Raw genomic sequence first — 15,527 nt, 5'->3', positions numbered from 1 at the left:
GCGTCGCTGCGTGGGTCGCTGAGCCTGTCGAAGCGCGCGGTCAGCTGATGGTGAGCAGCTGATGCCCCGCCGAGACCGTGGTCCCGGCATCCGCGTTGATGTTGCCCACGACGCCGTCCTTGTGCGCCTGCAGAGGCTGCTCCATCTTCATCGCCTCGAGCACGACGACCAGGTCGCCCTTGACGACCTGCTGGCCTTCCTCGACCGCGATCTTGACGATCGTCGCCTGCATGGGCGACTTCACGGCGTCGCCCGACGCGCCGGCGTTGACCGTCGTGGCGTGGCTGCGACGCGACGGCGGCACCGCCGCCGGACGACCGGCCGTGCCTGCGGCGACGGCCACGCGGTCGGGGAGACTGACCTCGAGGCGCTTGCCCGCGACCTCGACGACCACGGTGTGGCGGGAGCCGGCCGACGTCGGCGATTCGAGCTCGCCGTCCCACGCGGGGATGTCGTTCACGAACTCGGTCTCGATCCACCGGGTGAAGATCCCGAACTCGCCGTTCTCGGCTGTGAAGGCGGGGTCGCGCACGACCTTGCGGTGGAAGGGGAGGACGGTCGGCATGCCGGCGACCTCGAACTCGTCGAGCGCGCGACGTGAGCGCTCGAGGGCCTCTGCGCGGTCCTTGCCGGTCACGATGATCTTCGCGAGCAGCGAGTCGAATGCGCCGGAGACCGAGTCGCCGGCGGTCACGCCGGAGTCGAGACGGATGCCGGGGCCGCCGAAGGTCTTGAAGACGTGGATCGGGCCGGGCTGGGGGAGGAACCCGCGGCCCGGGTCCTCGCCGTTGATGCGGAACTCGATCGAGTGCCCCTGCGGCGTCGGGTCCTCGTAGTCGATGATGCCGCCGGCGGCGATGCGGAACTGCTCGCGCACCAGGTCGATGCCCGTGACCTCTTCGGAGACGGGGTGCTCCACCTGCAGGCGCGTGTTCACCTCGAGGAACGAGACGGTGCCGTCGGCGCCGATCAGGAACTCGCAGGTGCCGGCGCCGACGTAGCCGACCTCCTTCAGGATCGCCTTGGACGCCGAGTAGAGCAGATCGTTCTGCTCAGCCGTGAGGAAGGGCGCCGGGGCCTCCTCGACGAGCTTCTGGTGGCGACGCTGCAGCGAGCAGTCGCGCGTCGAGATCACGACGACGTTGCCCTCGGCATCCGCCAGGCACTGGGTCTCGACGTGTCGCGGCTTGTCCAGGTACTTCTCGACGAAGCACTCGCCGCGACCGAAGGCTGCGACGGCCTCGCGCGTGGCGGATTCGAAGAGCTCGGCGACCTCGTCGAGCTCGCGGGCGACCTTGAGTCCGCGACCGCCGCCGCCGTAGGCCGCCTTGATGGCGATCGGCAGGCCGAACTCCTCGGCGAATGCGACGACCTCGTCGGCGGTCTCGACCGGACCGGGGGTGCCGGGGGCCAGCGGCGCACCGACCTTCTCGGCCACGTGACGGGCCGTCACCTTGTCGCCGAGAGCCTCGATGGCGGCGGGCGACGGGCCGATCCAGATCATGCCGGCGTCGATCACGGCGCGGGCGAACTCGGCGTTCTCCGCGAGGAAGCCGTACCCCGGGTGCACGGCGTCGGCACCGCTGCGTCGGGCCACCGAGAGGATCTTCTCGATCTGGAGATAGGTCTCGGCGCTGGTCGCGCCGCCGAGCGCGTACGCCTCGTCGGCGAGCCGCGTGTGCAGAGCGTCACGATCCTGATCGGCGTAGACGGCGACCGAGGCGATTCCCGAGTCTCGAGCGGCACGGATGATGCGGACGGCGATCTCGCCGCGGTTGGCGATGAGCACCTTGGCGATAGCAGGCATGGTTGCCAGCCTAGCGAGAAGCCCCTCGATCCATTTGACGACCCTCCACAAGAAAGCGGCGAAAACGTCGACGAGAGTCTACGACCAGAGATCGGTCCAACGGATGCCGAGGTCGCCGGCCAGGCGACGGATCGTCGACAGGGACATGCCCACCACGGTGGAGGGGTCCCCGTCCACCCGGGTGATGAACGCGCCGCCGAGGCTGTCGACCGTGAAGGCGCCGGCCACATGCAGCGGCTCTCCCGAGGCGACGTAGGCGGCGATCTCCTCGTCGCCGATGTCCTCCGCGAAGGTCACGGCTGCGGCCGCGACCGCCGTGGCCTCGACGGGAGCGGCGCCGGGGGAGACCAGGAAGACGGAGTGCCCGGAGTGCAGGATGCCGGTGGCACCGCGCATCTCCTGCCAGCGCCGGGTCGCCTCCTCGGGGGTGTACGGCTTGCCGTAGACGCGGCCGCCGAGCGCGAACATCGAGTCGCCGCCGATGACCAGACCGTGGAATTCCCCTTCCTCGGACAGTCGTCGTGCGACGTCCGTGGCCTTGGCGCGCGCGAGCAGCAGCACGAGCTCCTCGGGAGGGAGGTCGGCTCCCCGTTCCGCTGCCGCCGCGGCGGCGACGGCATCCTCGTCGACGTCGGGTGACAGGGTGAGAGGCTCGATGCCGGCCTGTCGCAGCAGCATCAGGCGGGCGGGAGAGGTCGAGGCGAGGCAGACGCGCATGTTCACCACCGTATCCTCGAAGGATGACTTCCTCCCCAGCCGACGTGCTCGAGCTCGACATCACCGGGATCGCGCACGGTGGCACGTTCATCGCCCGCCATGAAGGTCGGGTGGTGTTCGTGTCGGACGCGGTCCCGGGGGAGCGCGTGCGTGCGCGGCTCCTCGAGCCGCAGGAGGGCGGGGATGCGTCGACCCGCAGCTTCTGGCGTGCCGAGACCGTCGAGGTCCTCGAGGCCTCACCGCATCGCCGCCCGCACATCTGGCCGGAGGCGGACATCGCGCGCGACCCGGCTGACCGGCCCGGCGGCGCCGACCTCGGTCACATCGACCTGAGCCACCAGCGCACCCTGAAGCGTCAGGTGCTCACCGAGGCGCTCGATCGCTTCGCGGGCGCCGGACTCGAGGCGCCGGAGATCGAGGCCGTCGAGTCCGGCGACGGCACGGGCTGGCGCACCCGCGTCACCCTGCACGTCGATGACTCCGGCGAGGTGGGGCCGTTCGCGGCCCGCAGCCACCGCGTCATCCCCGTCACCTCCTACCCGCTCTCGCGTCCGGCCATCGCCGAGGCCGCGCTCGCGCTGCACGGCGAGGCCCCCGGCCGCATCGAGCTCGTCGAGCCCGCCGACGGGCAGGTGCGCATCATCCGGCGTGAGGAGACGGAGCGCCCCGCCCGCGTCGCACGCGGCTTCCGGCGCCGCCCCGCTCCCGAGGTGATCCAGGAGGTCGTCGGCGATCGACGCTTCCAGGTCGACTCGACGGGGTTCTGGCAGATCCACCCGCGGGCGGCATCCGTGCTCGACGCCGCGGTGTACGGCATCCTCGACGGCCACGTCGACGAGGACAGGACGCACTACGACCTCTACGGCGGAGTCGGACTGTTCGCCGCGACCCTGGCCGACCTCGGCGGTACCGACATCGTCACGGTCGAGTCGAGCGCACGCGCCACCGCGCACGCGGCCGCGAACCTCGCCTCCTTCGGCGCGACCGCGGTGACCGCGCGCGTCGACGGCTTCCTCTCCTCTCGCAAGAGCGCCGGCCGCACCGGAGCCGTCATCCTCGATCCGCCGCGTGCAGGTGCCGGACGCCAGGTGGTCGACGCGGTGCACGCCCTCGCGCCGGAAGCGATCGCCTACGTGGCCTGCGATCCGGTCGCGCTGGCCCGCGACCTCGGAACCTTCCGGACTCTGGGCTGGAACGTCGACCGCCTCCGCGGATTCGATCTCTTCCCCCATTCGCACCACTTCGAGGTCGTCGCGCTGCTCACCCGGTGACCCGCTCGCGGGCCCTCGCCCGTGGACTCACTAGGCTGGGCGGATGAGCACGGTCGCACTCATCGACGATCACGAGTCCGTTCGCCTCGGCCTCGAAGCCGCCTGCGCGCGCGATGGGCAGACGGTGGTGTTCTCCGGGAGCACCGTCGGCTCGTACCTCGAGTGGCGGCGCGCGACCGGTGCGCCCCCGGCGGATGTCGTCGTGCTGGACCTCACCCTCGGCGACGGGACCACCGTCACCGAGAACGTGCGTGTGCTCGTCGGCGATGGCGCGAGCGTCGTGATCCACAGCGTCGCCGACCGTCCCGCCGCCGTGCGCGAGGCGCTGTCCGCGGGTGCCGCGGGAGTGGTCAGCAAGTCGTCCGCGCTCGATGACGTGCTCGACGCGATCCGCACGGTCGCGCAGGGCGAGGCTCTGAACAACGTCGAGTGGGCGAGCGCCGTCGACGGCGACCGCGCCTTCGCCGACGCGCAGCTCTCGACGCGGGAGCGCGAGGTGCTCCGGCTGTACGCCACCGGCCTGCCCCTGAAGGCGGTCGCGGAGCGTCTCGGCGTCGCGTACTCCACGGCGAAGGAGAACATCACGCGGATCCGGGTGAAGTACGTCGAGGTGGGCCGCCCCGCTCCGACGAAGGTCGACCTCCTCCGCCGGGCGATGGAGGACGGCATCGTCGCCGCCGACGGGGCCACGAGTGCCCGTTGACCCGCTCAGCATCCGCGACGCCTGGAGCAAGATCCCCTCTCCCGGCGCGGCGGAGACCGAGTTCGAGCGCTTCACGGGCAAGCGCATGGAGCGGATCCTCGCGATCGTCGTCGCGATCGGATCCGCGGCGCTCGGCGCGCAGGCGCTGATCGCGGCCATCGGCACGCTGTCCGCCGCCGACGTCGCGCACGTCGCCGCCGTCGTGGCGGTGTTCGCGCCGCTGGCCCTGATGCTCCTCGCGTGCGTGATCGGGCGCGGCGTCCGCATCGCGTCCGGCGTCTTCGCCATCGTCTACGTACTCGCGCTCGCCGCCTGGCCACTGGTCGTCGACCCCTTCGACAAGGTCGCGGACGACCAGCCGTGGATCTTCTTCCTCGTCAACGTCGGCGTCGTCGCCGCGATGCTCGCGTTCCCGGTGCGCATCCAGTTCGCCTGGGCCTTCGGGATGCCGTTCGTCTACGGGTACGTGCGACTCGTGCAGGGAGAATTCTCCCGCGAGTTCTGGGTGACCACGGCGTTCGACGTGTCGTTCACCCTCATCCTCGGAGTCGTCATCATCTCGCTCGGGTGGATGTTCCGCTCTGTGGCCGCCGGTGTCGACGAGGCGCGGGGACAGGCCGTCGCCTCCTATGCGGCCGCAGCTGCGGCTGCGGCCGCCGAGGAGGAGCGGGTCGCGATGTCGGCCCTCATGCACGACAGCGTGCTGGCGGCCCTGATCGCCGGGGAGCGCGCGGAGGGCGAGCGCGCGCGCGAACTCGCGGTCGCGATGGCGCGCGAGGCGCTCACCCGTCTCGCCAACACCGAGGGCGCCGTGGCGCAGGAGGGGAGCGACGAGCCGGTCGGCACCGCGCAGATCGTCGTCGAGCTGCGGCGCTCGCTCTCCGAGCTCGGCGCCGACGCGATCGTGGAGGAACGCGGCGGCATCGGCCTGATCCCGGGTCGTGCCGCTCGCGCACTCGTGCTGGCCGCCCGGCAGGCGATCGGCAATGCGGTGTCGCACGCCGGCGGACGCGGGCTGCACATCGTCGCCGAGGGGCATGGCGACGAGGGCATCCGCGTGACGATCTCGGACGCCGGACCGGGATTCGACATCGACGAGATCGGCGCCGACCGCCTCGGCATCCGCGCCTCGATCTTCGCGCGGATGGCCGGCGTCGCCGGCACAGCGGGCATCGACTCCGGCGAGCACGGGACGACCGTGACCCTCGGATGGGAGCGCTCGTGAACCGCACCGTCCGCAGCGTCGCCACCTCTCTCGCCGTCGGCTTCGCCATGTACTTCGTGGCCCGCGGCGTGTGGTGGATCGAGCAGCCCACCGCGCCGCTGCTGATGGTGCTGGCGATCGGGCTGTATCTCGCCGTCGTGAACATCGCGATCCTGGCGGATTCGGTGTCGGTGCGGATGCCGCTGTGGGCGGCGGTGCTCGCGGCGGTCTCCAGCATCCTGATCCCGGTGCTGGTCACCTTCTCGCTCGATCCCGCGGATCGCACCGAGCCGTTCGCCACCTGGTACATCGGCGGCCTGGGGCTGCTCGGCGTGGTGTGCGTCGTCCGCCGCCGGTTCCTGATCGGGTGGCTCACGCTGGCGATGCTGATCGCGACCTCGTCGGCGTACCTGGGGCTCGTCGTCTCGCTGAACCTCGGGCTGGTCGGCTCGATCATGTGGGTCGTCATCGCTCAGCTGCTCGTGATGTTCTGGGACCGCGCCGTCCGAGACACCGAGCGGCTCGCCGAGATCCAGCAGGCCGTGTCCGCATGGCATGCGACGCAGCTGGTCCGTCAGCGCGAACGACGACTGCGCACGCAGTTCGCGCTGGCCGTCGCCGGCCCCGTGCTGAGCCGCGTCGTCGCCTCTCGAGGCGCCCTCGACGAGCACGAGCGGCTGGAGGCGCGGCTCGCCGAGGGACGGCTGCGCGACGAGCTGCGCGGCGCGGATCTGCTCAACGACGCGGTCCGCGACGCGATCGAGTCCGCGCGTCGGCGCGGCGTCGTCGTCACCGTGTTCGACGAGGGCGGTCTCGACGGAGTGGAGGAGCAGCGTCGGATCGAGATCCGCGACGAGCTCGCCGCGACGCTGGCCCATGCCGAGGCGGGCCGCCTCATCATCCGCTCCGCGAGGGATCCGCGGGTCGCCGTCACCGTCGTCGGCCGGGCGGGCGCCCGATCCTCCGGTGATGACGACTCCGTCGAGCTCTGGCACGAGATCCTGCGATGACGGCAGGAGAGGAGTGGGCGAGGGGCGGCGGCCGTGCCGCCTGCCCCTCGCCGTGCGGACAGTTACCCGAAAACCATCCGCCGGTGGCTGATCAGCGTCTGTCTACCCTGGGACAGAGAGACCAGCCGAACGCGAAGCGTCTCCCTCAGTCTGGTCGGTCGTCAAGAACTTGTCTGTAGGTATTTTGGGGGACACGAATTCGGCGGCGATGAGGGATCATAAGACGATGGGAATGCGTCGCGGAACCAATCTCCCGCGGATGGGCGATTTCAATCAGTCCGTGATCCTGGAGGCCATCCGGCGCTCTGGAGAGGGATTGAGTCGGATCGAGCTCGTCGAGGCGACGGGCCTCTCCGCTCAGACCGTCACGAACATCACGCGCCGACTCCTCGACGACGGATTCATCCGCGAAGCCGGGCGCACGATCAACGGCCCGGGAAAGCCGCGGGTGACGCTGCGCCTCGTGGCGGAGAGCCGGTTCTCGGTCGGCGTGCACCTCGATCCCGCCGTCATGACCTTCGTGCTCCTCGATCTGTCCGGAGCCGTCGTGCGCCGGATGGCGGTGCGCACCCCGAAGAAGGATCCGCGTCGGATCGTGGAGGCCATGGCGTCCACGATCGACTCCCTGATCACCGCAGCCGGGGTGGACCGCTCGCGCATCGAGGGGGTGGGGGTCGCCGCCCCCGGTCCGCTGGATCCGGCCAAGGGGACCGTGATCGATCCGCCGAAGCTGCTCGGCTGGCACCGCGTGCCGCTGCGCTCCGTCCTGGCCGAGGCGACGGGATTCCCGGTGACCCTCGAGAAGGACACGACGGCGGCCGCCGTGGGAGAGCTCTGGACCCGTCACGGCTCGTCCGACGACTCGTTCGTCTTCGTCTACCTCGGGACAGGGATCGGCGCCGCGCTCGCCAGGAGCGGCGACGTGGTGCGCGGAAGCACGCAGAACCTCGGCGAGATCGGGCACATCGTCGTCGATCCCGACGGTCCCGCCTGCCTGTGCGGATCGCGCGGCTGTGTCGAGGTCGTCTGCACGCCGCAGGCGATCGTCGAGCAGGCCGAGCATGCCGGTGTGTTCCCTGACGACCGCGAGGCGAGCGACGTCGAGGCCGTCGAGGCGCGCTTCACGCAGCTGTGCGAGCGCGCGGCGGCCGGTGAGGCCCCTGCCGCGCGCGTGCTCCATCAGGCAGCCGGTCACATGGCGGTGCTGACCGCGGTGCTGACCAACCTGCTCGACGTGGACCGGGTCGTGTACGGCGGCCCGTTCTGGCCGCGCCTGTCCGAGGTGTACCTGGGCGAGATCCCCGGACGGCTCGAGCGGCTGAGCGCCACGCGCGCGGTGCGGGCGCTTCCGGTCGCCGGCACGGTCGTCGGCGTCGACGTCGGCGCCGTGGGGGCCGGCTGCGTGGTCCTCGACTCGGTGCTGACGCCGCGCACGACGCATCTGCTGCTGGAGGACTGAGCGCCGGACATGAGTCGTCCGGGATCTCCGCGCGGGCTCTTGTCGGATTAACTCCAATCGATGTACTATCTGTGATCACCCCCAGCGATCGGATCACCGATGCATGACAACTCGGCCCTCGTCGAAGCGCGCATCCAGCGCTTCGTGCAGGAGCGTCTCCACCCCGCCGTGTACGCGCGGGCGCAGGAGCTGACGCTCCGGTCGTGGACCGCTCCGGGGGAGCCCGTGTCGTTCGACCACGCCGTGGCGCAGGCTTTCGAGCCCTTCTCCGTCGGCGGTCCGTGGGGCCGCGCCTGGAGCACGATGTGGCTGCACGTGACCGGTGTCGTCCCACAGGTCGCCGACGGGCAGCGGGCCGAGCTGGTGTTCGACCTCGGGTTCAACGACGCGGAGCCGGGTTTCCAGGCCGAGGGCACCGTGTACCGGCCGGACGGATCCATCGTGAAGGCCGTCGAGCCGAGGAACGCCCACGTGCCGTTGGAGGGGGCCGCGGGCGACCCGATCGATCTCTACCTCGAAGCGGCTGCGAATCCCGACGTCGCCGCGGCGTGGACCTTCGCGCCGACGCCCCTCGGGCAGTGGGAATCCGCGGGGGAGGAACCGCTCTACGTGCTCCGCCGGGCGGAGATCGGGATCCTCGATGTCACGGTCTGGGAGCTGCTGCAGGATGTGGCGGTGCTGCGAGGGCTGATGGGCGCCCTGCCGACGGAGTCGCCGCGCCGCGCCGAGATCCTCCGCGCGCTGGAGCGGATGATCGACGTGACCGACCCGGAGGACGTCGCAGGCACCGCCGCCGAGGCGCGGGCGGAACTCGTCGGGGTCCTCGCGCGTCCGGCATCCGCCTCCGCTCATTCCCTGCACGCCGTGGGGCATGCGCACATCGACTCCGCCTGGCTGTGGCCCGTCCGCGAGACGCAGCGCAAGGTGGCCAGGACGTTCTCGAACGTCCTGGCGCTGCAGCAGGAGGACCCCGACTTCGCCTTCGCCGCGTCTTCCGCGCAGCAGTACGCCTGGATGAAGCGGTTCCAGCCCGAGCTGTTCGCGCGCATGCGCGACGCGGTCGCCGCAGGGCGCTTCGTGCCGGCCGGCGGCATGTGGGTCGAATCCGACACGAACATGCCGGGTGGTGAGGCGCTGGCGAGGCAGTTCGTGCGCGGCAAGCGCTTCTTCCTGGAGGAGTTCGGCGTCGAACCGCTCGACGTCTGGCTCCCGGATTCCTTCGGCTATTCCGCGGCGCTCCCGCAGATCGCGAAGGCCGCCGGATCGCGGTGGATGCTGACGCAGAAGATGTCGTGGAACGAGACCAACGTCATGCCGCACCACACGTTCCTGTGGGAGGGCATCGACGGCACGCGGATCTTCACCCATTTCCCGCCGGTCGACACCTACAACGCGCAGCTCACCGGCGAGGAGCTGGCCCGCGCGGAGCGCCAGTACGCCGAGAAGGGTGCCGCGAACACCTCGCTCGTCCCGTTCGGCTACGGCGACGGAGGGGGCGGTCCGAATCGGGAGATGGTCGCGGCGGCGGCGCGGCTGCGGTCTCTCGAGGGCTCGCCGACCGTCACCCTGTCGACGCCGCGTCGCTTCTTCGAGGCGGCAGAGGCGGAGTACACGTCCCCGCCGGTGTGGTCAGGGGAGATGTACCTCGAGTTCCACCGGGGGACCTACACCTCGCAGTCCCGCACGAAGCGCGGGAACCGCCGCAGCGAGCATGCGCTGCGCGAGGCCGAGTTCTGGGCCACCTCCGCCGCGCTGCGCGGCGCGGACTACCCGTACGACGAGCTGGATGCCGCGTGGGAGACCGTGCTGCTGCAGCAGTTCCATGACATCCTCCCCGGCAGCTCGATCGGCTGGGTGCACCGGGAGGCCGAACGACGCTACGCCGAGGTGCTCGCCTCGACGGAGCGCATCATCGCAGGGTCGCTGGCCGTCGTGGCCGGCTCGGGAGACACCGAGCTGGTCGCCGACGCCGGGCCCTACGCAAGGGAGGGAACGGCGGCGATGGGGATCACCGCCGTGCAGGGTGCTGGGGTCCCTGCGGCGGTCGCGCGGACGACGGGCGGCTTCGTGCTGGAGAACGAGCACCTCACGGTCTCGATCGACGACGCGGGCCTGGTGACGTCACTCGTCACCCGCGCGACCGGGAGGGATGCGATTGCGGCGGGGGAGCGGGGGAACCTCCTCCAGCTGCATCGCGACACGCCCAGCCGATGGGATGCCTGGGATATCGACGAGCACTACCGCCGTCACGTCATCGACGTGACGGACGTGGTCTCGATCGACATCGTCCCGCATCCGTCGGCGGCGATCGTCTGCGTGGTCCGTGCGCTGGGGGGCTCACGGATCACGCAGGCTCTGACCCTCGCCTCCGGCGGGCGCGCTCTCGACATCGAGACGACGGTCGACTGGCACGAGCGCCAGAAGCTCCTGAAGCTCGCCTTCCCGTTCGACGTGCACACCGATCGCGCGACGTCGGAGATCCAGTTCGGGCACGTGCACCGCCCGACGCACACCAACACGTCCTGGGATGCGGCGCGGTTCGAGACCGTGGCGCATCGCTGGGTGCATGTGGGCGAGCCCGGCTTCGGCGTCGCCGTGGCCAATGACGCCACCTACGGCCATGACATCACGCGGACATCGCGCAGCGGCGGCGGCACCGCGACGACCGTGCGTCTGTCGCTGCTCCGCGCACCGCTCTTCCCCGATCCCGATGCGGATCAGGGGGAGCACACCTTCCGGGTGAGCGTGCGCCCGGATGCGTCCATCGCCGATGCGATCCGCGAGGGCTACCGACTGAACCTGCCCGTGCGGGCGCTCTCCGGTGCGGGACCCGTGGCGCCGCTGCTGAGCGTGTCGTCCGACGCCGTCGTCGTCGAAGCGCTCAAGCTCGCCGAGGATCGCAGCGGAGACGTGATCGTGCGCCTGTACGAGGCGCACGGCGGGCGGGCCGCGGCGACCCTCTCGACGGCCTTCGCGTTCGACACGGTCGTGGAGACCGACCTTCTCGAGCGCGAGGTGGATGCCGCGGCGGTCCGAGCGATCGACGGAAGCGCTGTCGACCTGGAGCTTCGCGCGTTCCAGCTCGTGACGCTCCGCTTCCGCGGGGCCGCGCTCGCGACGGCTCAGCCGGAGTAGCGTCCCCAGGGGATGTCGCGGCGCAGCGGCGTGCGGAGCGGGCGCTGCGTGCGGGTCCAGGCCGAGACGCTCGGCTCGGCGGCCACGGCATCCGCGGCCTCCGACGCATACGCATCGCTGATCACGGCGATGAGAGCGGCCAGCTCCTCCTCGGTCGCGGCGCCCTGCGTGATCTCGAGAGTCGGCGGCAGCTCGTCCGGCGTCTCCGCGTGCGTGGTCGGCTCGGTCACAGCGGGATGTTCCCGTGCTTCTTCGGCGGCAGCTCGGCGCGCTTGCCGCGCAGGGCGCGCAGCGCCTTCGCGATCGAGACGCGGGTCGTCGCCGGCTCGATGATGCCGTCGAGCTCGCCGCGCTCCGCAGCGAGGAACGGAGAGGCGACGTTGTACGTGTACTCGTTGGCCAGGCGCGTGCGGACCGCTGCCACGTCTTCGCCGGCCTCCTCCGCCTTCTTGATCTCGCCGCGGTAGAGGATGTTGACCGCGCCCTGTCCGCCCATGACCGCGATCTCGGCCGTCGGCCAGGCGAGGTTGACGTCGGCGCCGAGCTGCTTGGAGCCCATGACGATGTACGCGCCGCCGTAGGCCTTGCGCAGGATCACGGTGACGAGGGGCACGGTCGCCTCGGCGTAGGCGTAGAGGAGCTTCGCACCGCGGCGGATGACGCCGGTCCACTCCTGGTCGGTGCCGGGGAGGTAGCCGGGAACGTCGACGAGCGTCACGATCGGGATGGAGAAGGCGTCGCAGAACCGCACGAAGCGACTGGCCTTCTCGCCCGCCTCGATGTTCAGCGTGCCGGCCATCTGCGACGGCTGGTTCGCGATGATGCCGACCGAGCGGCCCTCGATACGGCCGAAGCCGATGACGATGTTGGGCGCGAAGAGCGGCTGGACCTCGAGGAAGTCGCCCTGGTCGACGACGTGCTCGATGACGGTCTTGATGTCGTACGGCTGGTTCGCCGAGTCCGGGACGATCGTGTTCAGCGTGCGATCGGCATCCGTCGTCTCGAACTCGAAAGCGCTCTCGTACGACGGCAGCTCGGCCATGTTGTTGTCCGGGAGGAAGCCGAGGAGCGTGCGCGCGTAGTCGATCGCGTCGTCCTCGTCCTCGGCGAGGTAGTGCGCCACGCCCGAGCGCGTGTTGTGGGTGTACGCCCCGCCGAGCTCCTCCATGCCGACGTCCTCGCCGGTCACGGTCTTGATCACATCCGGGCCGGTGACGAACATCTGGCTGGTCTTGTCGACCATGATGACGAAGTCCGTGAGGGCGGGGGAATACACCGCTCCGCCCGCGGCCGGGCCCATGATGATCGAGATCTGCGGGATCACGCCGGATGCGCGGGTGTTCAGTCGGAAGATCTCGCCGTACTTGCCGAGAGCGACGACGCCCTCCTGGATTCGCGCGCCACCCGAGTCGAGGATGCCGATGCACGGCATGCCGCCGGCCAGCGCGAACTCCATGATCTTGATGATCTTCTCGCCGGCGACCTCGCCGAGCGACCCGCCGAAGGTCGAGAAGTCCTGCGAGTACACGGCGACGGTGCGGCCGTGGATGGTGCCGACGCCCGTGACGACCGAGTCGCCGTAGGGACGGGACCGGTCCATCCCGAACGCGGTCGTGCGGTGGCGCACGTACTCGTCGAACTCGACGAAGCTGCCCGGGTCGACGAGGAGCTCGATGCGCTCGCGGGCCGTCATCTTGCCCTTGGCGTGCTGCTTCTCCTTCGCCTTCTCCTCGGCGTCGACGACGGCCTCGGTGTAGCGAGCGCGAAGATCCGCGATCTTGCCGGCAGTGGTAAAGAGGTCGGGCTTGTCCGTCACGGATTCCACCCTAGCGCCGGGTCGGCCCCGTCCGTTGGATGCTCGGCACAACGGGCCGCCCGATCCTTTGGCGCTCTTCTGAGTGTCGAGCCGGATGAACCTTTCCCTGCTCGATCGCGTCACTCCTCATGACCGGACTCGCCGAGGCCGGCGACCAGAATCAGGAGGACCACCATGAAGCGCACGATCGCTCTCGCCCTTTCCACCGTCTCCCTCGCCGCCGGCGCCGTGGCGCTCGGTGCCCTTCCGGCACAGGCCGACACCGGCTGCGACGCCGGCGCCGTGTGCTACATGCTGGACGGCGTCATCCAGGCCGAGGTCCGCCCTGGTGTCAAGCCGTCGGCATCGTTCGACCAGGTCATCAACAACTCGTCGTCGAGCGTGCGCATCAGCTGGGCCGGCTTCGGCGAGAGCTCGTTCATCGAGGGGTACACCGTCTCCAAGGCGTCGAACGATGTCGTCCGCGCGGGCGCGACGCTCGACCTCGGCGCCGACACGGCGACGACGGTCTACAGCATCAGCATCGTCCGCTGATCGCGTGTCTCGGCCGGGCGCCGCGTGACGGCTCGACCCGGTCGAGACCGCGGGCGGGATCCTCAGCCGGTGGGGGTACCTGAGGAGGAGTCGAGCCCGGAGAGATCGTGACCGCCACGCGCTCCCTCGTCTCCGCCGCGGTCGATTTCCGGTGCGTCGTGTCGGTGACCGCGTCGCGTCGTCACCTCACCGACCTTGCGGCCGGCCCAGCCGACCCCGCGCACAGCGGTGCCGGCGGCACCCGCGACGGCGCTCCCGGCGAACCGCGCACCGCGCAGCATGCGAAGCTCGAGCTTCTCGGCGCCCTCGACCGGTTCGAGCTCGACAGGCAGGTCGACGGGAGCAGCGCCGAACGCCTTGTGCGATGTCGTGAGCACGCGACGGCCGAGGATGTGGTTGCCGGTGCCGCCGATCGCGGCACCGATCCCGAACGGGAGCGCCTTGCCGATGACCGAAGCTCCTCCCTTCGCCGCGAACTGCTTGACGAACATGCTCTTGAGCCGGTCGACCAGCGGGCCGACGGCAGCGCGCGGGAGCGACTTGGTCACCAGTTCGCCCCAGTAGGACGATCGGCTTCCGCCGCGGCCGGCGACCTGACCGGCGAGCTGGCCGACCAGTTCCACGCCCTCCTTGCCCAGCATCAGGGTCATCACCAGGGCGCGGGCGCGATCGGGATTCGCGATCGCGATGCCGTGCACCTCGGCGACGGACTGGGCGAACAGCGCCGTCGATTCGACGAACCCGACCGTCTCGACGCCCGAGAGTGCGAGCGTGACCCCGGTGCCGATGCCCGGGACGACCGCCGTCGCGCCGACCGCCGCGCCACCCGTCGTGACGGCGGCGAGGTACCGCCGCTCGAGGATGCGGATGATCTCCGCCGGTGTCGCGTGCGGGTTGCGGAGGCGGATGCTGCGGATGTGCGCGAGCACGAGGGGGCGCTGGATGGAGAGCACACGATCGAGCCCGCGCACCATCATCGGATGCTCGGGGGATCCGGCCGGTGGCACGCCCTTGTCCCAGGGAGAGTCATCCGGCAAGGAGTGGATCTTGTGCACCTTGGGGGCCATGACCTGATCCTACGAAGTCAGACCGCGAAAATGCCGAACGCCCGGATCCTGGTGGGGATCCGGGCGTTCGGGAGAGGCGATCAGACGAAGAGGTTCGCCCGCTCGAGGTCTTCCGCGAAGTCGATCTCGACCGCGTAGAGGTCGGAGACGTCCATCGGCTCGAGGAGCAGGCCGTCTTCGGCGATCGCGAGTTCGAGACCGCGCTCGAAGTAGTCCTGGTCCTCGACGCGCTGAAGCTGGCGCATGAACGCCTTCTTGTTCGCCGCGGAGATGTAGTTGATGCCGACGGCCTCACCGAGTCCGCCCTTGACGGTCTTGGACAGCTCGTTGATGAAGCCCTCCGCCGTGACGGTGTACTTCACCTCTTCGTCGCTGACCTTCGAGGTGTTGACCGTGACGAACGACTGGTCGCGCTCGATGTACGCGGCCGCACGGCCGAGGATCATCGGGTCGAAGACCACGTCGCCGTTCATCCACAGCACGCCGTTCTTGCCGGTGGCTGCAAGCGCACGGAGCAGGCTCTTCGAGGTGTTGGTCTCGTCGTAGCGCTCGTTGTGGACGTAGTTGACGGTCGGGAAAGCCTCGATGATCGTCTCGGCACGGTATCCGACGACCGTGGTGATGCGTGCGTCGGAGCCGAAGGCGGCCCGGATGTTGTCGTGCTGCTGGCGCATGATCGTGCGGCCGTCGCTCAGCTCGGTCAGCGGCTTCGGCAGCGCGCGACCCAGGCGTGAGCCCATGCCTGCTGCGAGAATGACGGTTTGAAGAGTCACGAGTGCTCCTAAGGGGAAGTTGTGTTCACGG

The 15,527-nt window shown here is 70.2% G+C and carries 13 protein-coding genes; 7 read left to right on the top strand and 6 right to left on the bottom strand.

The genetic code is table 11. From position 1 onward, the window contains the following. Positions 1–40: 40 nt before the first annotated feature. On the bottom strand, positions 41–1,807 hold the full coding sequence (locus tag DC434_RS16405; RefSeq protein ID WP_116636385.1) for a biotin carboxylase N-terminal domain-containing protein: 1,767 nt from the start codon (positions 1,805–1,807) through the stop codon (positions 41–43). 78 nt (positions 1,808–1,885) lie between these two features. Further along, positions 1,886–2,524 carry a Maf family nucleotide pyrophosphatase gene (locus DC434_RS16400; protein WP_116636481.1) on the bottom strand — a complete coding sequence of 213 codons (639 nt, stop codon included), beginning with the start codon at positions 2,522–2,524 and terminating at the stop codon, positions 1,886–1,888. Positions 2,525–2,547: 23 nt separating this feature from the next. Between DC434_RS16400 and DC434_RS16395 the strand changes: the two genes are divergently transcribed. From DC434_RS16395 to DC434_RS16370, 6 genes are all read left to right on the top strand, one after another. Next, entirely contained in the window at positions 2,548–3,795 is a 1,248-nt protein-coding gene (locus DC434_RS16395) for a TRAM domain-containing protein (RefSeq protein WP_116636384.1), read from the top strand. Between the two features lie 43 nt (positions 3,796–3,838). Then, a complete protein-coding gene (locus DC434_RS16390; RefSeq protein WP_116636383.1) occupies positions 3,839–4,498 on the top strand; it encodes a response regulator transcription factor in 660 nt (219 codons plus the stop codon). Beyond that, on the top strand, positions 4,488–5,723 hold the full coding sequence (locus DC434_RS16385; RefSeq protein ID WP_116636382.1) for an ATP-binding protein: 1,236 nt from the start codon (positions 4,488–4,490) through the stop codon (positions 5,721–5,723). The genes DC434_RS16390 and DC434_RS16385 overlap by 11 nt, the downstream gene beginning before the upstream one ends. Further along, on the top strand, positions 5,720–6,712 hold the full coding sequence (locus DC434_RS16380; protein WP_243408978.1) for a hypothetical protein: 993 nt from the start codon (positions 5,720–5,722) through the stop codon (positions 6,710–6,712). The genes DC434_RS16385 and DC434_RS16380 overlap by 4 nt, the downstream gene beginning before the upstream one ends. 259 nt (positions 6,713–6,971) lie before the next feature. Beyond that, on the top strand, positions 6,972–8,171 hold the full coding sequence (locus DC434_RS16375) for an ROK family transcriptional regulator (protein WP_116636380.1): 1,200 nt from the start codon (positions 6,972–6,974) through the stop codon (positions 8,169–8,171). 99 nt (positions 8,172–8,270) lie between these two features. Next, complete coding sequence (locus tag DC434_RS16370; protein WP_116636379.1) at positions 8,271–11,306, top strand: glycoside hydrolase family 38 C-terminal domain-containing protein; 3,036 nt, start codon at positions 8,271–8,273, stop codon at positions 11,304–11,306. Here the strand turns inward: DC434_RS16370 and DC434_RS16365 are convergent. Further along, a complete protein-coding gene (locus DC434_RS16365; RefSeq protein ID WP_116636378.1) occupies positions 11,294–11,536 on the bottom strand; it encodes an acyl-CoA carboxylase subunit epsilon in 243 nt (80 codons plus the stop codon). The genes DC434_RS16370 and DC434_RS16365 overlap by 13 nt on opposite strands. Further along, positions 11,533–13,131 (bottom strand): acyl-CoA carboxylase subunit beta, encoded by a 1,599-nt coding sequence (locus DC434_RS16360; RefSeq protein ID WP_116636377.1) that lies wholly within the window; start codon positions 13,129–13,131, stop codon positions 11,533–11,535. Before DC434_RS16360 ends, DC434_RS16365 begins: the two co-directional genes overlap by 4 nt. Positions 13,132–13,296: 165 nt before the next feature. Here DC434_RS16360 and DC434_RS16355 point away from each other — a divergent pair, with 165 nt between their 5' ends. Beyond that, a complete protein-coding gene (locus DC434_RS16355; RefSeq protein ID WP_116636376.1) occupies positions 13,297–13,656 on the top strand; it encodes a hypothetical protein in 360 nt (119 codons plus the stop codon). Between the two features lie 62 nt (positions 13,657–13,718). On the opposite strand, the gene DC434_RS16350 is transcribed toward DC434_RS16355, so the two are convergent. Both DC434_RS16350 and DC434_RS16345 read right to left on the bottom strand, forming a co-directional pair. Next, a complete protein-coding gene (locus DC434_RS16350; protein ID WP_243408977.1) occupies positions 13,719–14,723 on the bottom strand; it encodes a hypothetical protein in 1,005 nt (334 codons plus the stop codon). A gap of 80 nt (positions 14,724–14,803) precedes the next feature. Then, positions 14,804–15,496, bottom strand: coding sequence for a phosphocholine cytidylyltransferase family protein (locus DC434_RS16345; protein ID WP_116636375.1), 693 nt, complete (start codon positions 15,494–15,496; stop codon positions 14,804–14,806). Positions 15,497–15,527: the final 31 nt, after the last annotated feature.

This window comes from Microbacterium sp. TPD7012 (assembly GCF_003075395.1).
GTDB lineage: Bacteria > Actinomycetota > Actinomycetes > Actinomycetales > Microbacteriaceae > Microbacterium.
This window is presented reverse-complemented; position numbering and strand designations above follow the sequence as displayed.

Coding starts and splice junctions, on each gene's coding strand:
- DC434_RS16405 (WP_116636385.1), bottom strand. CDS start 1,807: ATGCCTGCTATCGCCAAGGTGCTCATCGCCAACCGCGGCGAGATCGCC.
- DC434_RS16395 (WP_116636384.1), top strand. CDS start 2,548: ATGACTTCCTCCCCAGCCGACGTGCTCGAGCTCGACATCACCGGGATC.
- DC434_RS16370 (WP_116636379.1), top strand. CDS start 8,271: ATGCATGACAACTCGGCCCTCGTCGAAGCGCGCATCCAGCGCTTCGTG.
- DC434_RS16355 (WP_116636376.1), top strand. CDS start 13,297: ATGAAGCGCACGATCGCTCTCGCCCTTTCCACCGTCTCCCTCGCCGCC.
- DC434_RS16390 (WP_116636383.1), top strand. CDS start 3,839: ATGAGCACGGTCGCACTCATCGACGATCACGAGTCCGTTCGCCTCGGC.
- DC434_RS16375 (WP_116636380.1), top strand. CDS start 6,972: ATGGGCGATTTCAATCAGTCCGTGATCCTGGAGGCCATCCGGCGCTCT.
- DC434_RS16350 (WP_243408977.1), bottom strand. CDS start 14,723: ATGGCCCCCAAGGTGCACAAGATCCACTCCTTGCCGGATGACTCTCCC.
- DC434_RS16400 (WP_116636481.1), bottom strand. CDS start 2,524: ATGCGCGTCTGCCTCGCCTCGACCTCTCCCGCCCGCCTGATGCTGCTG.